Genomic DNA, 21,204 nt, shown 5'->3' with positions numbered 1-21,204 from the left:
TGATGTTCCGGTAGCGTTGCAGCGGGTGAATAGCGACTGGTTGCAGCAGGCCGGTGTTGAGCTGGCCGTGTTGCGTCTGGATCAACTGGATCCCGTGCTGTCCGGCAACAAGCCGTTCAAACTGGCCGGCTACCTGCAGCTGGCTCTATCTCAGGGTGCCTGTGGCCTGCTCAGCGTGGGCGGCGCACACTCCAATCACCTGCATGCTCTGGCTGCACTGGCTAAGGAACAGGGCTTGCCCTGTGTCGGTTTGCTGCGCGGCGAGCCGCAGCAGACGCCTACCGTAATGGATCTGCAGGCTTGGGGTATGACCCTGCACTGGTTGAGTCACGGAGATTATCGTCAGCGCCACCATGAATCTTTCTGGCGTGCCTGGCAGGCACGCTATCCCGGTTATCTGCTGATTGGCGAAGGTGGCAGCGGTGCACCTGGCCTGTCGGGCTGCGCGATGATTATCGAGCACCTGCGTGCCGGATTGGCAGGTATTGGCTGGTCTGACTATGACGCGCTGTGGCTTGCTGTGGGCAGTGGCACAACCTTGGCCGGCCTGGTGTTGGCCGAGCAGGGCGCGCATCCATTGTGGGGTGCGTTGGCGGTGCCGCCGCGTTATCAGCCACAGCGGCAGATCGAGGCGTTGCTGGCTGAGGCAGGCTGCCCGGCAGGTGGTTATCGGCTGGTGGATGCCAGCCTGGGAGGCTTTGCTAGAGTTAATGCAGAGCTGCTGCAGTGCATGGGTGATTTTACCCGGCATAGCGGTATACCTTTGGAGCCGATTTATACCGGCAAGGCCTTGCTGGCATTGCGCCAATATGTGCAGCGGGGTTACTTTCCACCAAGAACCCGCCTGGTCATGCTGCACAGTGGCGGTTTGCAAGGCGCGCGCGCCCTGCAGGCCGGTGATCGGCAAGGGTGCAACCCGCAGGAAGCCCGTGATGAATGACGCCTTGACCCCGGCTCAGTTGCGTAGTTTGACGCCGCTGAACATGCTTTCCGAGCAGCAGTGGCGCGAGTTGCGGACGCAACTGGTGCCGCAGCATGTATTGGCCGGGCAATTGTTGTTCCGCCGCGGCGATCAGGCGCGCACGACCTATTACCTGCTCAGTGGCGAGCTGCTACTGGAAGATGCTGATGGCTGCGAGGAGCGTCTGCAGGCTGGCACTGTTGCCAGCTGCCATCCGTTGTCGCCGGCCTTGCCGCGTGTGCAGCAGGCTCGAGCCCTGAGTGACGTCAGTGTGCTGGCGCTGGACAGTGCCACGCTGACTCGTCTACTGACCTGGCATTCCGCCTTGCAGGGGTTGTTGCTGGAATTGCAGCAGGATGGCGAGGATCTTGAGTGGTTACAGCGCCTGCTGGCCAATCCGTTGTTTGCTCGTGTTCCTCCCGCCAACGTGCGTGCCATGCTGGGTCGGCTGCAGCCGGTGACGCTGCCGGCGGGCAGTGTGGTGCTACAGGAAGGTGAGCAGGGCGATTGCTGCTATTTCCTCAAGCAGGGGCGGGCCGAGGTATTACGTGGCAGCGACAGCCAGCGCCAGGTATTGGCCGAGTTGGAGCTGGGTGCCTGTTTCGGTGAAGAAGCCCTGCTGGCCGATCGTCCGCGCAATGCCAGCGTCACGCTGCTGGAAGATAGCCTGTTGTTGCGCCTGGATCGCCAGGATTTCGTAGCGCTGCTCAAGGCGCCGGTAGTCGATCAGCTGTCGCTGGGCGAAGCCTCGCGTCTGCTGGCGCAGGGGGCGGCCTGGCTGGATGTGCGCCTGCAGGATGAATACCAGCAGGCGCATGCAGCTCAGGCGTTGAACATGCCGTTGCACCTGCTGCGCCTCAAGGCACGCCTGCTGGACAAGGAGCGCAGTTACATCTGCTACTGCGACAGCGGCAAGCGCAGTGCCAATGCCGTCTACCTATTGGCTCAGCTGGGTTTCAGTGCCTATGCCCTACGGGATGGTTATGACGCGCTGCCGGCGTTGCAACGCGATGCGCTGCTTAGCGAGAACGGTGCCGGCTACCTGGCGCGCAGTGGTGGACGCATCGAGCGTAGTGCCTGATCCAGGGCGTTTGCCGGTTTGCTGAGGGATCGTGCTTTCGCCCATAATCGAGCCCTTTTCGGGCGGTGTGGCAGGCAGGGGTCCCATGGAGCAGTTCCGCAATATCGGCATTATTGGCCGCCTCGGCAGCACCCAGGTGCTTGATAGCATCCGGCGTCTCAAACGCTTCCTGCTCGACCGCCACCTGCATGTGATTCTTGAAGACACCATTGCCGAAGTGTTGCCAGGGCATGGCCTGCAGACCTGCTCGCGGAAGATCCTCGGTGAAGTCTGCGATCTGGTGATCGTGGTGGGCGGCGATGGCAGCATGCTCGGTGCAGCGCGGGCGCTGGCACGTCACAAGGTGCCGGTACTGGGGATCAATCGGGGTAGCCTGGGCTTTCTGACCGATATCCGCCCGGATGAGCTCGAACAGAAGGTTGCCGAGGTGCTGGATGGCCAGTACCTGGTGGAGAACCGCTTTCTGCTGGAGGCCGAGGTGCGTCGGCATGGTGAGGCGATAGGTCAGGGTGACGCCCTGAACGATGTGGTGCTGCACCCAGGCAAGTCGACCCAGTTGATCGAATTCGAGCTGTATATCGATGGGCATTTTGTCTGCAGTCAGAAGGCCGACGGGTTGATCGTGGCCACACCTACTGGCTCGACCGCCTATGCGCTATCGGCCGGCGGGCCGATCATGCATCCCAAGCTGGATGCGATTGTGGTCGTGCCGATGTATCCGCATACGCTATCCAGCCGACCGATCGTGGTCGACAGCAACAGCGAACTGCGTATCGTGGTGTCGCCGAATATCGCGATCTACCCGCAGGTATCCTGTGACGGCCAGAATCACTTTACCTGTGCGCCCGGCGATACCATCACGGTGTTGAAGAAGCCCCAGAAGCTGCAGCTGATCCATCCGCTCGACCACAACTACTACGAGGTCTGCCGCACCAAGCTGGGCTGGGGGAGCCGCCTGGGCGGAGGCGATTGATGGACACTCCGCGTGTGCTCGAGGCAGGGCGTGGCTACGACCTGATCGGCGATGTGCATGGTTGTGCACATACCCTGGAGCGCCTGCTGGAGCAGCTGGGTTACAAGCGCCAGCGGGGTGTCTGGCAGCACCCGCGCCGACAGGCGCTGTTTCTCGGCGATATCATCGATCGTGGGCCGCGTATCCGCGAAGCGCTGCACCTGGTGCACGATATGGTCGAGGCCGGGCAGGCCTTGTGCATCATGGGTAATCATGAGTTCAACGCCCTTGGCTGGCACACGCCGGCTCCGCCGCATAGCGCGTGTCAATTTGTGCGCGAGCATACGCCGCGGCATGCGCGGTTGATCCGCGAAACCCAGCAGCAGTTCGAGGCGCATCCCGTGGACTGGCAGGCTTTCCTCGACTGGTTCCTGCAGTTGCCGCTACTGCTGGAGGGCGCACATTTCCGCCTGGTGCATGCCTGTTGGGATCAACAGTTGATTGACCAGTTACGTGGTCGTTTTGCCAATGCGCAGGTTGATCAGGCGTTTGTTGCCGAGGCCGCGTTACCAGGCAGCCTGGCTGGCCAGGTGTTCGAGCGGTTGTTGCGTGGTACTGACCTGCCATTGCCTGCGGGTATGACCTTGACCAGTGGTGACGGCTATACCCGGCGTTTCTTCCGCACCAAGTTCTGGGAAGAGGCTCCGCGCACCTATGGTGATGTGGTCTTCCAGCCCGATGCGTTGCCCGAGCCGGTGGCAGCCATGCCCCTGGGACCGGGCGAGCGTAGCCGGCTGCTGGCCTATGGGGCCGATGAGCCGCTGTTGTTCGTGGGGCATTACTGGCGGCAGGGGCGGCCGGCGCCGATTCGTCCCAACCTGGCCTGCCTGGATTACAGCGCAGTGAAGTTCGGCAAGCTGGTGGCCTATCGGCTCGATGAGGAGCGCCAGCTGGACCCCGGCAAGTTCTGCTGGGTCGAGGTAGAACGCCCGGAGTTGCCGCAATGAGCGGGGTAGTGGTGCGTCGTTGGCCCCTGGATCATGACCTGGTCGGTTTTGCCCGGCAGTTGCAGCAGTTGCAGGTGCCGCATCGTTTTACCGAAGAGGGCGGTGCACAGGTGTTGTGGGTGCCCGAGCAGGCCTGGGTGGCGCAGGTTGAGATGCTCTATCAGCGCTACGAGCAGGATCCGCAGTGGTTGCCGCAGCACAATACGGCGTCGTCTCCGGCGCCGCGTCTGAAACAGCGTCTGCTGCAGGCACCTGTGAGCCTGCTGGTGCTCGCATTGAGCCTGCTGGTCGCACTGCTCAGCGGGCTGGGTGAGCGCATCGAGGTGCTCGCCTGGCTGAACTTTCAGGCCTTTACTTTTGATGAGCGCCATCTGTATTTCCTGCCGTTGCAGGACAGCCTGGCCGAAGGCCAGTGGTGGCGTTTGTGGACTCCCGCCCTGGTGCATTTTGGGCTGTTACACCTGGCCATGAACGGCTTGTGGTATTGGGAGCTGGGGCGACGTATCGAGGCGGCCAGAGGCGGCTGGACGCTGCTCTGGCTGACCTTGAGCAGCGCCCTGGTGGCTAACCTGGCACAGTATCTGATTGGCGGGCCTGGGCTGTTTGGCGGCCTGTCTGGGGTACTCTATGCGTTGCTGGGCTATTGCTGGTGGTATCAGCGCCTCTGTCCGCAGGCCGGCTTGCAACTGCCGGCCGGGGTGCTGGTGATGATGCTGGTCTGGCTGTTGTTGTGCCTGAGCGGGTTGATCACTGCCCTTGGGTTTGGCCAGATAGCCAATGCCGCGCATGTCGGCGGCCTGTTGCTGGGCTGCCTGCTGGGCCTTCTGGCAGGGCTCTGGGCGCGGCGAACGAATTGATAGAGGGCGAGGAGAATGCAATGAGCAGTTTTGCCGAGATGATTGCCAACATAACCCCGGAGATCTACCAGAACCTCAAGCAGGCGGTAGAGATCGGCAAGTGGCCGGATGGCCGCCTGCTGACCCGTGAGCAGAAAGAGCTGACTCTGCAGGCAATGATCGCCTGGGAACAGCACAACCTGCCCGAGGAGGAGCGTACCGGTTACATGGGTGGCCAGGAATGTGGATCCAAGGCCAAGCAGGCGGCAGCCAGCAACGCCCTGTTTGCCCCGGCTTCGGGGACGCGGCATTGATACAGGAGCTGGCGCGTGGCGCACTGCACAAGATGCATACGCAACTGGACACGCCGGTGCAGTATGCCCTGCACCTGGGTGAGCAGCCGCTGCTATTGAACAGCCTGCTGGGTAAAACCGTACGCCTGGAATACCTGGGCGCCATCCATTGCTGCCATTGTGGGCGCAAGACCAAGAGCAGCTACAGCCAGGGTTATTGCTATCCCTGCATGCAGAAGCTGGCGCAGTGTGACCTGTGCATCATGAGCCCGGAAAAGTGCCACTATGAGGCCGGCACCTGTCGCGAGCCTGCCTGGGGTGAGCAGTTCTGCATGACCGATCATGTCGTCTACCTGGCCAACTCCAGTGGTGTGAAGGTGGGTATTACCCGGGCTAGCCAGGTGCCGACGCGCTGGATCGACCAGGGCGCCAGCCAGGCCTTGCCGATCATGCGCGTAGCGACCCGTCAGCAGTCGGGCTTTGTCGAAGATCTGCTGCGTAGCCAGGTAGCCGACAAGACCAACTGGCGTGCCTTGCTCAAGGGGGATGCCGAGCCTGTCGACCTGCCGGCGCTGCGTGAGCAGCTGTTTGCGCGTTGTGCGGAGGGTATCGCCGCGTTGCAGCAGCGTTTTGGCCTGCAGGCCATCCAGCCGGTGTATGACGTCGCTGTCACGACCATTCAGTACCCGATCACGGCCTACCCGGCGAAGATCAACAGTTTCAACCTGGACAAAGATCCTGTCGCCGAAGGTACCCTGTTGGGCATCAAGGGGCAGTACCTGATGTTCGACAGCGGTGTCATCAATATCCGCAAATACACCGCTTACCAGTTGGCGATCCACGAGATTGCCGCTTAAAGACGAAAAGAGCGCTTGACGCTGGAGGCTGAACGCATGAATGAGGCGTTCAGCCTCCCGTTTTCAGCGCTGTTACTCGAATTGGACGAGGCTCCCCTTATGCGTACCGAACAACCGAAGATGATCTACCTCAAGGACTATCAGGTGCCGGACTACCTGATTGACGAGACACACCTGACCTTCGAGCTGTTCGAGGACCACGCCCTGGTGCACGCCCAACTGGTGATGCGGCGTAACCCCGAGGCGGGCGCTGGCCTTCCGTTGCTGGTACTGGATGGCCAGCAGCTGGAGTTGCTGGAGCTGAAACTGGGTGACCAGGTATTGGTGGCGGGTGATTACCAACTGAGCGACAGCCAGTTGAGCCTGCAGCCGACGCACGAGCAGTTCGTCATCGACAGCAGCGTGCGTATCCACCCGGAAAGCAATACCGCGCTGGAAGGCCTGTACAAGTCCGGCAGCATGTTCTGTACGCAGTGCGAGGCCGAGGGCTTCCGCAAGATTACCTACTACCTCGATCGCCCCGACGTGATGAGTAAATTCACCACCACGCTCAGCGCCGAACAGCATCGCTATCCGGTGTTGCTGTCCAACGGCAACCCGATTGCCAGCGGCACGGAAGAGGGGGGGCGCCATTGGGCGACCTGGGAAGATCCGTTCAGAAAACCGGCCTATCTGTTCGCCCTGGTTGCCGGCGACCTGTGGTGTGTCGAAGACACCTTTACCACCATGAGCCAGCGGGACGTGGCACTGCGCATCTATGTCGAGCCGGAAAACATCGACAAGGTGCAGCACGCCATGGACAGCCTGAAAAAGTCGATGAAGTGGGACGAGGAGGTGTACGGGCGCGAATACGACCTGGACATCTTCATGATCGTCGCGGTCAACGACTTCAACATGGGTGCCATGGAGAACAAGGGCCTCAATATCTTCAACTCCAGCTGTGTGCTGGCCAGGGCCGAAACGGCCACCGATGCGGCCCATCAGCGCGTCGAGGCAGTGGTGGCCCACGAGTATTTCCACAACTGGTCAGGCAACCGGGTGACCTGTCGCGACTGGTTCCAGTTGTCCCTGAAAGAAGGCTTCACGGTGTTCCGTGATGCCGAGTTTTCGGCCGATATGCACTCGCGCACGGTCAAGCGAATCGAAGACGTGGCCTATCTGCGTACCCACCAGTTTGCCGAGGACGCCGGCCCGATGGCCCATCCGGTGCGCCCGGATGCGTACATGGAAATTTCCAATTTCTACACCCTGACCATCTACGAGAAGGGTGCGGAAGTGCTGCGTATGATCCATACCCTGCTTGGCGCCGAACTGTTCCGCAAGGGTTCCGACCTGTACTTCGCACGGCACGACGGCCAGGCGGTAACCTGCGACGACTTCGTCAAGGCCATGGAGGATGCCAGCGGCGTCGACCTGACCCAGTTCAAGCGCTGGTACAGTCAGGCCGGTACGCCGCAGTTGGTAGTGAGTGACCACTACGATGCGCTCGCGCAGCGTTATACCCTGACCTTTGCACAAAGCTGCCCGGCCACGCCGGGGCAGTCGGAAAAACAGCCGTTTGTCATTCCGGTTGCCCTGGGGCTGCTAGATGCCCAGGGTAACGCGCTGCCCCTGCAGTTGGCCGGCGAAGCGCAGGCGCAGGGCGTTCAGCGTGTGCTTTCAGTTACCGAGGCGCAGCAGTCGTTTACCTTCGTCAATCTGGCCGAACAGCCGCTACCGTCGTTGTTGCGCGGTTTCAGCGCGCCGGTGAAGCTGAGCTTCCCGTACAGCCGCGACCAGTTGATGTTCCTCATGCAGCACGACTCCGACGGCTTCAATCGCTGGGAAGCCGGCCAGCAACTGGCCGTGCAGGTGTTGCAGGAGCTGATCGGCCAGCAGCAGCGTGGCGAGCCCATGTTGCTCGATCCGAGGCTGGTTACGGCGCTGCGCAGTGTGCTGGAAAACCACAGCCTGGATTCGGCCATGGTGGCCGAGATGCTCTCGTTGCCCGGCGAAGGCTACCTGGCCGAGCTGGCTGAGCAGGCGGATGTCGAGGCTATCCATGCGGCCCGCGAGTTTGCCCGTGCTCGCCTGGCCGAGGCACTGTTTGAGCCGCTGTGGGCGCGTTATCAGGCCAACCGCCAGGTGTCGCGCAGCACGCCGTATCAGGCCGAGGCCGCGCACTTTGCCCGGCGCAGCCTGCAGAACATCGCGCTGTCCTACCTGATGCTGTGCAATCGTGGCGAAGTGCTGGCCGCCTGTGTCGAGCAGTTCGAGACGGCGGACAATATGACGGAGCGTCTGGCGGCTCTCGCGGTGCTGGTCAACAGCCCCGCCGAGGAAGCCGCGCAGCGTGCGCTGGCCCAGTTTGCCGAGTGCTTTGCCGATAATCCGCTGGTCATGGATCAGTGGTTCAGTGTACAGGCGGCCTGCCAGCGTCCTGGTGCGCTGGCGCGCGTGCAGGCCTTGATGAACCATGCGGCGTTCAGTCTGAAGAATCCCAACAAGGTGCGTGCACTGATCGGTGCCTTTGCCAACCAGAACCTGGTGCATTTCCATGCGGCCGATGGCGCCGGCTATCGCTTCCTGGCTGACCAGGTGATTGCCCTCAATCGCCTCAATCCGCAGATTGCTGCCCGTCAGTTGCTTCCGTTGACACGTTGGGCACGCTACGACGCGCCGCGCCAAGCGTTGATGCGCAACGAGTTGCTGCGTATCCGCGACAGTGGATCATTGTCCAGCGATGTCTTCGAGGTGCTCGACAAAAGCCTGCGTACGGCTTGACGGCGGAGTGGCGACCGGCATTTGTGCGGCGTGTTGATGTGCAAACCCGGGAAAAGTGCCGGAAATGCTCAAGCATGCGGGGTTACGCTTAACAAAACATAACGACGGGTTGATTGTCAGGGCTTTGCCTAGGCCTATAGGATAGCCCGTCTGCCCGAATGCAGATTCACCTATAACAATAAGGGGGAAAGGTGTATGAGTGAGCCCGTCTTGCGGCGCACGCGATTCGATGTGGGCATGGAGCCCGTAGCCGCATCGACAGCCAGTCGTCTGCTTCCACTGAGCAAGGTTTGCGCGCTGCTGGCCCTGCTGGCCGGCTTGAGCCTGCCAGCGCTGGTGCAGGCTGAGGCCGTTGCGCCTGCCAAGCCTGGTTACGCCGTGCCTTCCGAGCGTGCCGTGCACAGCCTGTTGGTCGACGTAGTGCGTGCCGGCAATCGTCTGGTGGCCGTGGGGGATCGTGGCCACATCCTTTTCTCCGATGACCAGGGGCAAAACTGGCAGCAGGCCGAAGTGCCTACTCGGCAGATGCTGACCGGCGTGTTCTTTGTCGATGACCAGCATGGCTGGGCGGTTGGCCACGATGCGCAAATCCTTGCCAGTCGTGATGGTGGTCAGACCTGGCAACGTCAGTACCGTGATCTCGAACGCGAGGCGCCGTTGCTGGATGTCTGGTTCCGCAACCGCCAGCAGGGCTTTGCCGTGGGCGCCTACGGTGCTGTGCTGACCACCAACAACGGTGGTCAGACCTGGGAAGAGATCAGCGAACGCCTGGACAATCCCGATGCTTATCACCTTAACGGGGTGACCTATGTGGAGGGGGGCGGCCTGTTCGTGGTCGGTGAACTGGGGCTGATGTATCGCTCGGCCGATTGGGGTTTGAGCTGGGAAACTGTTGCCAGCCCTTATGAAGGCTCGCTGTTTGGTGTGGGTGCCACTGGGCAGCCCGGTAGCCTGGTGGTGTACGGCTTGCGTGGCCATCTGTTCCGCTCCAGTGACTTCGGCAACAGCTGGCAGGCGATTCGCCTGGAAGCGGAGAACGGCCCGCTGGAGTTTGGCCTGGCCGGCAGCGCACTGCTGGAAGACGGGCAGCTGGTTGTGGTCGGCCATGGTGGCAGCGTGCTGCTAAGTCGTGATGCCGGCCAGAGTTTCACGGTTATCAACCGTGCCGACCGCTTGCCGCTGGCGGGAGTAGCCAGTGCCGGCAATGGTGGCTTGATCCTGGTTGGTCAGGGCGGCGTACACCTCGCCACGGCCAATGGCAGTGAACTGGATCAACAATAATAAAGGCCGGGAGTTTGCCCCATGAGCATCAACAAGCAACAACACACGCCGGCGCCTTTTCTCGAGCGTCTGATTTTCAATAATCGTCCGGCGGTCATCCTGATCTGTACCCTGATCAGCCTGTTCCTGTTTTACCAGGCGGCGCAGGTTCGTCCGTCGACCAGCTTCGAGAAGATGATTCCCCTGCAGCACCCCTACATCAAGAACATGATGGATCACCGCAACGACCTGTCCAACCTGGGCAACACGGTGCGTATTGCGGTGGAAGCGGTGGATGGCGATATCTTCACCAAGGAGTACATGGAGACCCTGCGTCAGATCAATGACGAGGTGTTCTACATTGCCGGCGTCGATCGTTCTGGCATGAAGTCGCTGTGGAGCCCCAACGTTCGCTGGACCGAGGTCACCGAAGAAGGCTTCGATGGTGGCGAGGTCATTCCGCAGACCTATGACGGTTCCGCGGAGAGTCTGGAAGAGCTGCGTAACAACGTACTCAAGTCTGGTCAGGTCGGCCGCCTGGTGGGCAACAACTTCAAGTCGAGCATCATTGATGTCCCGCTGCTCGAGTCCTACCCGGATCCACAGGATCAGAGCCGTCTGATCAAGCTCGACTACCAGCAGTTTTCCCATGAGCTGGAAGAGAAAATTCGCGAGAAGTACCAGGCACAGAACCCCAATGTGAAGGTGCACATCATCGGTTTTGCCAAGAAGGTCGGCGACCTGATCGATGGCCTGATCGGTGTGGTGATGTTCTTCGGTGTGGCTATCGCCATTACCTTTGTCCTGCTGTTGTGGTTTACCCACTGTTTCAAGAGCACCCTGGCAGTGGTGTGCACCACACTGATTGCCGTGGTCTGGCAGCTGGGCATGCTCAATGTGCTGGGCTTTGGTCTTGACCCCTATTCGATGCTGGTGCCGTTCCTGGTGTTTGCCATTGGTATTTCCCATGGGGTGCAGAAGATCAATGGTATTGCCATGGCCTCGGGGGATGCGCCCGATGCCCTGACGGCTGCGCGTCGGGCTTTCCGCCAGTTGTTCATTCCGGGCATGGTGGCGCTGCTCTCCGATGCCGTCGGCTTCATTACCCTGCTGTTGATCGATATCGGGGTGATCCGCGAGCTGGCCATTGCCGCTTCGGTCGGTGTGGCGGTGATCATCCTCACCAACCTGATCCTGTTGCCGGTGACCATCTCCTATATCGGCATCAGCCAGAAAGCCGTACGCATCAGTCGTGAAGAGGCCAGCAAGAATCATCCGTTCTGGCGCCTGATCTCCAATTTCGCCCACCCCCTGGTGGCGCCGATTTCCGTGGTGGTGGCGCTGGCTGCCCTGGGCGGCGGCATCTGGTATGGCCAGAATCTGAAGATCGGTGACCTTGACCAGGGCGCTCCCGAGCTGCACCCCGACTCGCGCTACAACCTGGATAACGATTTTGTCATCCGCAACTACTCGACCAGCTCGGACGTGCTGGTGATCATGGCCAAGACGGCGCCAGAAGGTTGCTCCAGTTACAAGACCCTGTCGGCGATGGATCAGCTGATGTGGCAAATGGAGAACACCGAGGGCGTGCAGTCGGCGGTATCCATGGTGAGCGTGTCCAAGCAGGTCATCAAGGGCATGAACGAGGGCAACCTGAAATGGGAAACCCTGTCGCGCAACCAGGACGTGCTGAACAACTCCATTGCGCGTGCCGAAGGTCTGTACAACGGCAACTGCTCGCTGGCGCCGGTACTGGTGTTCCTCAACGACCACAAGGCCGAGACGCTGGAACGTACCGTTGCAGTCGCCAAGCAGTTTGCCGAGGAGCATAACGAAGACGGCCTGGAGTTCCTCCTGGCAGCGGGGAACGCGGGCATCGAAGCCGCTACCAACGAGGTAATTGCCTCGTCGGAAACCACCATGCTCATCGCTGTCTATGCGGCGGTGGTTATCATGTGCCTGCTGACCTTCCGCTCCCTTGCTGCCACGCTCTGTGTGATCCTGCCGCTAGTGCTGACTTCGGTACTGGGCAATGCGCTGATGGCTTACATGGGCATCGGCGTGAAGGTAGCAACCCTGCCAGTGATCGCGCTGGGTGTGGGTATCGGTGTCGACTATGGCATCTACATCTACAGCCGCATGGAAACCTACCTGCGCCAGGGTATGGCTTTGCAGGATGCCTATTACGAAACGCTCAAGTCCACCGGCAAGGCGGTACTGTTTACCGGTGTGTGCCTGGCGATTGGCGTGGCGACCTGGATCTTCTCGGCGATCAAGTTCCAGGGCGACATGGGCCTGATGCTGACCTTCATGTTCCTCTGGAATATGTTCGGGGCGATCTGGCTGTTGCCGGCCTTGGCCCGCTTCCTGATCAAACCGGAGAAGCTGCGTCAGGCGTAAGCCATGACCCGGCCATAAAAAACGCGACCTTCGGGTCGCGTTTTTTATGGCCGGCCCCGCTCAGTGCGGGGCGCCCTGGGCCTGTTCGAGCAGCCACTGTTTCTCGTGTTGCCAGTCGAAGGGTTCATCGTTGGCTTCGGCTTCGAAACGGCGTTCATCGAGTCGCTGGTACAAGGCGATTTCCTCGTCCGGCATGTAGTGCAGGCAGTCGCCGGCGAAGAACCACAGCAGGTCGCGCGGTACCAGGTGGGCAATCTGCGGATAGCGCTGGAATATCTGGCAGATCAGTTCCTGGCCCAGGTACTGGCTGGCTACCGGTTCCTGGCGCAGTTGCTCCAGCAGTTCGTCATAGCGCTCAAGGAACAGGGCATGGCTATCGTCCTCGATCTGCTCGGCGTCGCCCAGCGCCTGCAGGATACCGCGCAGGTGGCCTAGTAAAGCCAGGGGATAGTCGAGGGCAGTGTCTTTGGCAGTCATGGCGCGATCCGTGGAAAAGTAGGGCTGGCAATTATACGCAAGGCCCTGGCTTGTTAGGCGGACAACTTGGCATGATCGGCGCTGGGGGCCTTGCCGCTTGTCGTCCTAGACTGGCGGAGACAGAGGAGCGTTGCCATGCATGTCTACCTGCAACCCGCCGAGTACATCGATAGTCAGCACCCGGCGGTAAAAGCCTTCGCCGAGCAGCACCGTGGCGTTCAGGCTGCTCCGCGCGAGCAGGCGGTCAGCCTGTACTACGCAGTGCGTGACCAGTTGCGCTACAACCCTTACTGCTTCAGTAGTGAGCCGGCCACGCTCAAGGCCAGTCATGCGTTGCAGCAAGGGGAAAGCTATTGCGTGCCCAAGGCGCTACTCCTGGCGGCCTGCGCGCGCCACTGCGGCATTCCCGCACGTATTGGCCTGGCGGATGTACGCAATCACCTGTCGTCGCCGCGTTTGCTGCAGCTACTGCGCACGGATGTGTTTGCCATGCATGGCTATACCGAGCTGTACTTGGACGGGCGCTGGGTCAAGGCGACGCCGGCTTTCAATGCTGCGCTTTGTCGCGCTTTCAACGTGGCGCCACTGGACTTCGATGGTCGCCAGGACAGCGTTTTCTATCCCTTCAATAGTGCGGGTAGCCGCTACATGGAGTACCTGCGGGATCACGGGCAGTTCAGCGACCTGCCGCTGGAGTTGTTTCTGGGGCACTTGCAGAGCTGCTACCCACACCTGTTCAGTGCGCAGCCAGGCGCGCTACAGGGGGATTTACTCGGCGAGGTGCGTGGCGCCTGAGCATCAGCCTCGGCGCATCGGTCGCATCGCTCTGGGTGATCGGGTTTGTGAAAATACCCAGAAGATCGCAAACTGCCATGCATCAGGCTGTGATGTGGGTGAAATGGCGGCGGCCCGAGTCCGGAACGAGTGAGCGCATGTCGATACGAAACCTGTTTTTCCTGCTGACCCTGATGCTGGCGTTGTTGCTGGGGGCATTGGGCCTTTGGCTGGTGGCTGACAGCCATACCAAGGTGTTGGCGGTCGACTGGCTGCAGAAAAGCAATCGCCTGGTCGATACCAGTCAGCAGGCCAGCGCGGAGCTGGCGGTCGAACGGGGGCTTACCGCCCGCCTGTTGGCCAGCCTGGATGCTCCGGATGATGGTCTGTGGTTGCGTGTGCAGGTGCAGCGCAGAGCTGTTGATCGCCAGCATGAACAGCTACGCCGTTTACTCGACGAGCTGGTAGAGCTTTCCCCCGGACACCCGCTTGCCCAGTACCAGCAGCGTCTTGCACAAATGCTGAGCACCTTGCAGTCGCGCCGCGTGGCTGTGGCTGCCGCGGTGACAGGGCAGCGGCCGGCCTTGCAAAGCAGCCAATGGATCAGTGACAGCAGTCGCATGATCGAGGTGCTGCACAGCCTGGCTGGGGTGAGCATGCTGCCGCTGGAAGACAACATCTACAGTTATGCTTCGCAGCCGATTATCAAGGATGTGTTGTTCACCATGGGTGAATACCTGGGCCGTGAGCGTGCCCTGCTGGTCGTGGTGTTGTCGCGGCGCTCGCCGCTGACGCTCGCCGAGCAGCGCCAACTGGATGAGCATCGCAGTGTGGTGGAGCAGGCGCGGCGGCGCACAGAGGCAATTCTTGACCAGTTGCAAGGGCGGCAGGGGTTGCAGCAGGTGCGTCTGCATTTCGAACGCGAAATGCTGGTTTATGACCAGCTGCGAGCCGATATCCTGGCTAGCAGCCGACGCGAGGAAGCCTATCAGGTAACCGCCGAGCAGTGGTTTACCCAGGCCACCCTGGCTATCCAGAGCGTGCACCAGATGTCGCGCAGCCTGGGCCGGCAGTTCGAAGAGAATGTCGAACAGTTGCGACGCAATGCGGTATGGGCAAGACAACTGGTTCTGCTCGCATTCATTGCTCTGTTTGCCCTGTTCAGCCTGGCCGTACACCTACTGCGCAAGCGTATCCTGCAACCCTTGCAGCGCCTGACCCTGGCTGCCAACGAGATTGCCGGCGGTCAGCTGGATCACCCCTTGGCGGCACTGCAGGACGATGAGGTGGGCCGGCTGGGCCAGGCCTTCGAGCGTATGCGCGAGCAACTGCTCGCCGATTGTGCGCGCCGTGCCGTGCAGGGACGCGAGTTGCATAAACTGCACACGGCTATCGAGCAGAGTGTGGCGGCCATGCTGATTACCGATCGACATGGCATCATCGAGTACATCAATCCGCAGTTTGCCAAGGTGACCGGCTACCGGGAGGATGAGTTGATTGGTCACAAGGCTGGTGTCTGGCGCTCCGGAGAAACCGCTTCCAGCAATTATCAGGATTTGTGGAATACCATTCGTGGCGGCAAGGTATGGATGGGTGAACTGCTCAATAAGCGCAAGAATGGTGAACTTTACTGGGCACTGGTGTCGATCAGCCCGGTATGTGACGAGCAGGGAGAGATTACCCACTATATCGATATCCACCTGGATATCAGCGAGCACAAGCGCATCGCCGAGCGTTTGGACTTCGTCTCCTATTACGATCAGACCACCAATCTGCCCAATCGCCAGTTGCTGGCGCGACGGTTTACCCAGGCCAGCCAGCAAGCCGGTGAGTTGCACCCGGCGCTGGCTATGGTGTCGCTGAGCATTGGCCGACTGAAAACCATCAATGACAGCCTGGGCTGGGCCGTTGGTGACCAGGTATTGCGTGAGGTCGGCCGGCGCCTGAAAAACTGTGTAAAAGCCCAGGACACCGTTTCGCACCAGGAGGGTGGGCAGTTCAGTGTATTGCTCTGCCAGGTACGCGATGCCGAGGATGCCTTGCAGCGTGCCACGCGCATGGTCGATGCCTTGTCACGCCCCTTTTTGTTGCAGCAGCATCAGCTGCAACTGACGCCCAAGGCCGGGATTAGTCTTTTGCAGGGTGCTACCGGCGGCTTCGAAGTATTGCTGAAGAATGCGGATATTGCCCTGCACCATGCCGAGCAATCGCCGGTCGAGCGCGTGCGCCTGTATTGCAATGAAATGGATATCAGCGCCCAGCAGCGTCTGGCCCTGGAAAGTGCGTTGCGTCAGGCATTGAGCCTGGGTGGCCTGGAATTGCACTACCAGCCGAAGGTCGAGATTGCCAGCGGGCGTATCCATGCGGTGGAAGCGCTGGCTCGCTGGCGCGATGTGCGTACCGGTCAATATGTCTCGCCGCAGGCATTCATCCCGGTAGCCGAGGAGAGTGGCCTCATTCATGCGCTGGGTGATTGGGTATTACTGGAAGCCTGCCAGCAAAGCCGGCGCTGGCAGGAGCAAGGGCTGCCAGCCTTGACTATGGCGGTGAATATTTCCGTTGACCAACTCAAGCAGCCTGGCTTCCCCGAGCGAGTGGCCGAGGTGTTGCAACTGACAGGGCTGCCGGCGCATTGCCTGGAATTTGAGCTGACCGAAAGCATCTTTATGGAAAATCCCGAGCAGGCACTGGGTGTGCTGGCTCGCCTCAAGCAGATGGGGCTGAAGCTGTCGATCGACGATTTCGGCACCGGTTACTCAAGCCTGGCCTACCTTAGCCGGCTGCCCGTGGATTACCTGAAAATCGATCGCAGCTTCGTCGAACATGTCACCACGGACTTGCGTGCGGCAGCCATTGCCACTTCGGTCATTGCACTGGGGCATCGCATGGGGCTGCGCGTGGTGGCCGAAGGTGTGGAAAGCCAGGCGCAGCTGTTCTACCTGGCGCAGCATGATTGTGACGAGATGCAGGGCTACCATTTCAGCCGGCCACTGCCGGCGCAGGGCGTGCTGGAATTGTTGCGTGGCTACCAGGCACAGGCACTGGTGGCAGCTACGGCTACCTTGCCACGCTGAGATCAGGTCAGCTTTTCAGCCGGTAGCCGGTGCGAAACATCCAGTACACGGTAGCCAGGCACAACGCCAGGAAGCCGAGGGTCATGCCCAGGCTGATGCCGACAGGTACGTCGGTAACGCCGTAGAAGCTCCAGCGAAAGCCGCTGATCAGGTACACCACCGGGTTGAACAGGGTGAGTTGCTGCCAGAGGGGTGGCAGCATGCTGATCGAGTAGAAACTGCCGCCAAGGAAGGTCAGCGGGGTGACAATCAGCGCCGGTACGATCTGCAGTTTCTCCCAGCCGTCTGCCCAGAGGCCGATGATGAAGCCGAACAGGCTGAAGGTGATGGCCGTCAGCAGCAGGAAGGCCACCATCCACAGCGGATGAGCGATCTCGAAGCTGACGAATAGGCGTGCAGTGCAAAGAATAATCAAACCAAGAATGATCGACTTGGTCGCAGCCGCGCCGACGTAGCCAATGACGATCTCCAGAGGTGAGACGGGGGCCGAGAGCACTTCGTAGATGGTGCCCGAGTAGCGTGGCATGTAGATGCCGAAAGAGGCGTTGGAAATGCTCTCGGTGAGCAGGGCGAGCATGATCAGCCCGGGGACGATGAAGGCACCGTAGCTGATCCCCTGTACCTGGGTCATGCTGCTGCCGATCGCCGAGCCGAACACCACGAAATACAGCGACGTCGAAATGACCGGCGTAGCGATGCTCTGCATCAGCGTGCGCCAGGTGCGTGCGAGTTCAGCGCGGTAGATAGCGCGAATGGCATAGAGGTTCATGCCGACTCCCTCAGCAGGTTGACGAAAATCTCCTCCAGCGAGCTCTGGCTGGATTGCAGGTCGCCAAACTCGATACCCGCCTCGTCCAGCGTACGCAGCAGTTCGGCAATGCCGCTGTGTTCCTGCTGGCCATCGTAGTGATAACGCAGCACTTGGCCCTGTGCGTCGAGCTCCAGGGCAAAGCCCTGCAAACTGCCCGGCAGGCTGGCCAGTGGTTGCTTGAGTTGCAGGCTCAGCTGTTTCTTGCCGAGCTTGCGCATCAGTAGCGCCTTATCCTCGACGAGGATGATTTCACCCTTGCGGATGATGCCGATGCGATCGGCCATTTCCTCGGCTTCCTCGATGTAGTGAGTGGTCAGGATGATGGTCACGCCTCGCTCGCGTAGGCGCCGTACCATTTCCCACATGTCACGGCGCAGCTCGACATCGACGCCAGCGGTGGGTTCATCGAGGAATAGAATGCGTGGTTCGTGGGCCAACGCCTTGGCGATCATCACCCGGCGCTTCATGCCACCGGATAGCTCGAAAATCTTGGCGTCACGCTTGTCCCACAGGGACAGGTCGCGTAGCAGTTGTTCGAGGTAGGCAGGGTCAGGCTTCTTGCCGAACAGGCCGCGGCTGAAGCGCAGCGAGGCACTGACGGTCTCGAACACATCGTTGACCAGTTCCTGGGGTACCAGGCCAATCTGGCTGCGCGCGGCACGGTAGTCGCGGACAATGTCCTGGCCATCGACCAGTACCTGGCCACTAGTGGGGTTGACGATGCCGCAGATGATGCTGATCAGCGTGGTCTTGCCCGCGCCGTTGGGGCCGAGCAGGGCGAAGATTTCGCCGCGCTGAATTTCCAGGTCGACCTGGCGCAGGGCGCTGTGCCCCGAGGCATAGGTTTTTGACAGCTGCTGGATGGCGATAACCGCTGACACAGGCTGCTCCGTGAAGTCTGAAACGGGGCTGCAAGGATAAACCACTGGGCGCTACGCTGTCGTATCGGCGACAATGCGGCGTTTGGTTGTTGAGGTAGCGCCATGAAAGCCGCTTTGCAGGAACTCATTACCCTGATCAGCTCCGGATGCATGAGTGATGAGCAGATCGCCCGCGTAGCCGAGGAAGCCGCGCAGGCTTATGCCGATCCGCAGGCCTTCCTGCAGGCCAATGCGGATATCAATTACGACGATGAATTCCCCATCCCCCTGGGTGAATGGGTGGTGGTGGGCAGTCTGCCGGATACCGTACTGTTCCAGGCTGACCGCTATGACCAGTTGTTCCAGCAGATCACCGAGTCTTTCGGGCCGCAGGTGAACTTTGTACTCAAGGCCAAGCAGTTGCACAAGGTTGAGGCCGCCAAGGCACTCAATCGCATTCAGGTGCAGTTGTCGGCGTTGTATCCGGAAAAGGGCGGCTATGTGCTGGTGGACTTCAGCGAGCCGCTGGATGATGCCTTGCAGGCAGTGCTGGTCTATCGCTGTGACCTGGAAAGGCTGCTGGAGCTGGCTGTGGAAGTGGGGATTTTTGCCCAGCCCAGCCTGCAGCGGGCTACCCAGTCGGCTTAATAGCTAGGCGTCTGGCGGCGCAGCGGAGTGAGCAGGGCGCTCAGTCCGTTGTGGTCAATCTCGTGCATGAGGGCCAGCAGGCGGCCCAGTTCGCCGCGTGGAAAACCCTGGCGGGCAAACCAGGTCAGGTAATGACCTGGCAGGTCAGCCAGCAGGCGGCCCTGGTATTTGCCATAGGGCATGCTCTGGCTGACCAGCTTCAACAAGTCTTGCGGATCCATGCAGCCCCTCCGGTCAATACAGAACATGCCGTGCACTGACAGGGCATGTTCTGTCGCCTGCCTCAGCCTTGCCAGCGCTTGAGTACCAGGGTGGCATTGGTGCCACCGAAACCGAAGCTGTTGCTCATCACCGTGTCGATCTTGGCGTTTTCCAGTGTGCTGCGCTGGATGGGCAGATCGGCGACCTCGGGGTCAAGGGTGTCGATGTTGGCCGAGCCGGCAATGAAGCCGCCTTGCATCATCAACAGGCAGTAGATGGCTTCCTGAACGCCGGCAGCACCCAGCGAATGCCCGGAGAGGCTCTTGGTGGAGCTGATCAGCGGCGCCTTGTCCGCGAATACTTCGCGCACGGCACGGGCTTCGGCGACATCACCGACGGGGGTCGACGTGCCGTGGGTATTCAGGTAATCGATAGGCGTAGTTACGTTAGCCAGGGCTTGCTGCATGCAGCGCACGGCACCTTCGCCGCTCGGGGCGACCATGTCATAGCCGTCGCTGGTTGCGCCGTAGCCGACGATTTCCGCGTAGATCTTTGCGCCGCGCTTGAGTGCGTGCTGCAGTTCCTCAACCACCACCATGCCGCCACCGCCGGCAATCACGAAGCCGTCTCGCTGAGCATCGTAGGCGCGCGACGCACGTTCGGGCGTCTCGTTGTATTGGGTGGACAGAGCGCCCATGGCGTCGAACAGGCAGCTTTGACTCCAGTGTTCTTCCTCACCACCGCCGGCGAAGACGATGTCCTGCTTGCCCAGCTGGATCTGTTCCATGGCATTGCCAATGCAGTGCGCACTGGTAGCGCAGGCCGAGGAGATCGAGTAATTGACGCCCTTGATCTGGAAGGGGGTGGCCAGACAGGCCGAAACAGTACTACCCATGGTGCGCGGCACGCGGTAGGGGCCAATGCGCTTGACGCCTTTCTCGCGCAGGGTGTCGATGGCTTCCATCTGGTTTAGCGTTGAAGCGCCACCCGAGCCGGCAATCAGGCCGGTACGCGGATTGGAAACCTGTTCGGCGCTTAGCCCGGCATCGGCAATCGCCTGTTGCATGGCCAGGTAGGCATAGGCCGCTGCGTCGCCCATGAAGCGATAGATCTTGCGGTCGATCAGCTCTTCCAGATTGAGCTGCACCGAACCGGAAACCTGGCTGCGCAGGCCCATCTCGGCATAGGCCGGATTGAAGCGAATGCCTGACTGGCCGTTGCGCAGGCTGGCGGTTACGGTCTCTTTGTCATTGCCCAGGCAGGAAACGATGCCCAGACCGGTGATCACGACGCGACGCATGCGGATGTCCTTCAGAAGCTGTCGGTAGAGGTGAACAGGCCAACGCGCAGGCCTTCGGCGCTGTAAATCTCGCGGCCATCGACGCTGACGTTGCCGTCGGCGATGCCGAGGATCAGCGAACGGTTGATGGTGCGTTTGATATGGATGTTGTAGGTGACCTTCTTGGCGGTAGGCAGTACCTGGCCAAAGAATTTCACTTCACCCGAGCCCAGGGCTCGTCCGCGGCCGGGATTGCCTTGCCAGCCGAGATAGAAACCGACCAGTTGCCACATGGCATCCAGGCCCAGGCAGCCGGGCATGACCGGGTCGCCCTCGAAGTGGCAAGCGAAAAACCACAGGTCCGGATGAATATCCAGTTCCGCAACAATTTCTCCCTTGCCATATTTCCCGCCGGTTTCGCTGATGTGCAGGATGCGATCGATCATCAGCATATTGGGCGCGGGCAGTTGCGCATTACCCGGGCCGAACAGTTCACCGCGCCCGCAGGCCAGCAGTTCTTCTCGGGTATAGGCGTTTTGCTTGGTCATGCGGGTTCCTCAAAGTGCCGCGTGCAGCGGGCCGGTAGGTCATCCTGGTCGAGCAGACTTATGCTCAGGGGCATCAGCCTAGCCATAGACTGTGACACGCTGCAGAAAGTCACAGCGCATAG

19 protein-coding genes are annotated in these 21,204 nt (G+C 60.7%); 13 read left to right on the top strand and 6 right to left on the bottom strand.

Features of this window, described 5'->3' with window-relative positions:
- The first annotated feature begins 16 nt into the window (after window positions 1–16).
- From CW360_RS03545 to CW360_RS03500, 10 genes are all read left to right on the top strand, one after another.
- Window positions 17–940, top strand: coding sequence for a 1-aminocyclopropane-1-carboxylate deaminase/D-cysteine desulfhydrase (locus tag CW360_RS03545; protein WP_101192795.1), 924 nt, complete (start codon window positions 17–19; stop codon window positions 938–940).
- Complete coding sequence (locus CW360_RS03540; protein ID WP_101192765.1) at window positions 933–2,042, top strand: cyclic nucleotide-binding domain-containing protein; 1,110 nt, start codon at window positions 933–935, stop codon at window positions 2,040–2,042. Before CW360_RS03545 ends, CW360_RS03540 begins: the two co-directional genes overlap by 8 nt.
- An 85-nt stretch (window positions 2,043–2,127) precedes the next feature.
- The gene (locus CW360_RS03535; RefSeq protein WP_093985398.1) at window positions 2,128–3,015 is read left to right on the top strand and encodes an NAD(+) kinase; all 888 of its coding nucleotides are present in this window, start codon (window positions 2,128–2,130) and stop codon (window positions 3,013–3,015) included.
- Window positions 3,015–4,001 carry a metallophosphoesterase gene (locus tag CW360_RS03530; protein WP_371870538.1) on the top strand — a complete coding sequence of 329 codons (987 nt, stop codon included), beginning with the start codon at window positions 3,015–3,017 and terminating at the stop codon, window positions 3,999–4,001. The genes CW360_RS03535 and CW360_RS03530 overlap by 1 nt, the downstream gene beginning before the upstream one ends.
- Window positions 3,998–4,858 (top strand): rhomboid family intramembrane serine protease, encoded by an 861-nt coding sequence (locus CW360_RS03525; RefSeq protein WP_101192764.1) that lies wholly within the window; start codon window positions 3,998–4,000, stop codon window positions 4,856–4,858. The genes CW360_RS03530 and CW360_RS03525 overlap by 4 nt, the downstream gene beginning before the upstream one ends.
- 20 nt (window positions 4,859–4,878) lie before the next feature.
- Complete coding sequence (locus tag CW360_RS03520; protein ID WP_093985400.1) at window positions 4,879–5,151, top strand: YeaC family protein; 273 nt, start codon at window positions 4,879–4,881, stop codon at window positions 5,149–5,151.
- Window positions 5,151–5,987 carry a DUF2797 domain-containing protein gene (locus CW360_RS03515; RefSeq protein ID WP_101192794.1) on the top strand — a complete coding sequence of 279 codons (837 nt, stop codon included), beginning with the start codon at window positions 5,151–5,153 and terminating at the stop codon, window positions 5,985–5,987. Before CW360_RS03520 ends, CW360_RS03515 begins: the two co-directional genes overlap by 1 nt.
- Before the next feature lie 99 nt (window positions 5,988–6,086).
- Window positions 6,087–8,750 (top strand): aminopeptidase N, encoded by a 2,664-nt coding sequence (pepN, locus tag CW360_RS03510; protein ID WP_101192793.1) that lies wholly within the window; start codon window positions 6,087–6,089, stop codon window positions 8,748–8,750.
- A 195-nt stretch (window positions 8,751–8,945) separates the two neighbouring features.
- Window positions 8,946–10,031: a WD40/YVTN/BNR-like repeat-containing protein gene (locus tag CW360_RS03505; protein WP_101192763.1), complete on the top strand. Its 1,086-nt coding sequence runs from the start codon at window positions 8,946–8,948 to the stop codon at window positions 10,029–10,031.
- Window positions 10,032–10,052: 21 nt separating this feature from the next.
- The gene (locus tag CW360_RS03500; protein WP_093985402.1) at window positions 10,053–12,410 is read left to right on the top strand and encodes an efflux RND transporter permease subunit; all 2,358 of its coding nucleotides are present in this window, start codon (window positions 10,053–10,055) and stop codon (window positions 12,408–12,410) included.
- A 60-nt stretch (window positions 12,411–12,470) separates the two neighbouring features.
- On the opposite strand, the gene CW360_RS03495 is transcribed toward CW360_RS03500, so the two are convergent.
- Window positions 12,471–12,887 (bottom strand): PA2817 family protein, encoded by a 417-nt coding sequence (locus CW360_RS03495; RefSeq protein ID WP_101192762.1) that lies wholly within the window; start codon window positions 12,885–12,887, stop codon window positions 12,471–12,473.
- A gap of 135 nt (window positions 12,888–13,022) precedes the next feature.
- On the opposite strand from CW360_RS03495, the gene CW360_RS03490 reads away from it, so the two are divergent.
- Window positions 13,023–13,682 carry a transglutaminase-like domain-containing protein gene (locus tag CW360_RS03490; RefSeq protein WP_101192761.1) on the top strand — a complete coding sequence of 220 codons (660 nt, stop codon included), beginning with the start codon at window positions 13,023–13,025 and terminating at the stop codon, window positions 13,680–13,682.
- Window positions 13,683–13,819: 137 nt separating this feature from the next.
- A complete protein-coding gene (locus CW360_RS03485; RefSeq protein WP_170307348.1) occupies window positions 13,820–16,735 on the top strand; it encodes an EAL domain-containing protein in 2,916 nt (971 codons plus the stop codon).
- 7 nt (window positions 16,736–16,742) lie between these two features.
- On the opposite strand, the gene CW360_RS03480 is transcribed toward CW360_RS03485, so the two are convergent.
- Both CW360_RS03480 and CW360_RS03475 read right to left on the bottom strand, forming a co-directional pair.
- Window positions 16,743–17,504: an ABC transporter permease gene (locus tag CW360_RS03480; protein ID WP_101192759.1), complete on the bottom strand. Its 762-nt coding sequence runs from the start codon at window positions 17,502–17,504 to the stop codon at window positions 16,743–16,745.
- Complete coding sequence (locus CW360_RS03475; RefSeq protein WP_093985407.1) at window positions 17,501–18,427, bottom strand: ABC transporter ATP-binding protein; 927 nt, start codon at window positions 18,425–18,427, stop codon at window positions 17,501–17,503. Before CW360_RS03475 ends, CW360_RS03480 begins: the two co-directional genes overlap by 4 nt.
- Before the next feature lie 102 nt (window positions 18,428–18,529).
- On the opposite strand from CW360_RS03475, the gene CW360_RS03470 reads away from it, so the two are divergent.
- Complete coding sequence (locus CW360_RS03470) at window positions 18,530–19,054, top strand: hypothetical protein (protein WP_093985408.1); 525 nt, start codon at window positions 18,530–18,532, stop codon at window positions 19,052–19,054.
- Here the strand turns inward: CW360_RS03470 and CW360_RS03465 are convergent.
- The 3 genes from CW360_RS03465 to fabA all read right to left on the bottom strand — a co-directional run bounded on the left by CW360_RS03465 (window position 19,051) and on the right by fabA (window position 21,082).
- Window positions 19,051–19,275, bottom strand: coding sequence for a DUF3820 family protein (locus CW360_RS03465; protein WP_101192758.1), 225 nt, complete (start codon window positions 19,273–19,275; stop codon window positions 19,051–19,053). The genes CW360_RS03470 and CW360_RS03465 overlap by 4 nt on opposite strands.
- A gap of 62 nt (window positions 19,276–19,337) precedes the next feature.
- Complete coding sequence (fabB, locus tag CW360_RS03460; RefSeq protein ID WP_093985410.1) at window positions 19,338–20,555, bottom strand: beta-ketoacyl-ACP synthase I; 1,218 nt, start codon at window positions 20,553–20,555, stop codon at window positions 19,338–19,340.
- A gap of 11 nt (window positions 20,556–20,566) precedes the next feature.
- Window positions 20,567–21,082, bottom strand: coding sequence for a 3-hydroxyacyl-[acyl-carrier-protein] dehydratase FabA (gene fabA / locus CW360_RS03455; protein WP_093985411.1), 516 nt, complete (start codon window positions 21,080–21,082; stop codon window positions 20,567–20,569).
- Window positions 21,083–21,204 lie beyond the last annotated feature (122 nt).

This window comes from Pseudomonas fluvialis (genome assembly GCF_002835605.1).
In the GTDB taxonomy this organism is placed as follows: Bacteria; Pseudomonadota; Gammaproteobacteria; order Pseudomonadales; family Pseudomonadaceae; genus Aquipseudomonas; species Aquipseudomonas fluvialis.
This window is presented reverse-complemented; position numbering and strand designations above follow the sequence as displayed.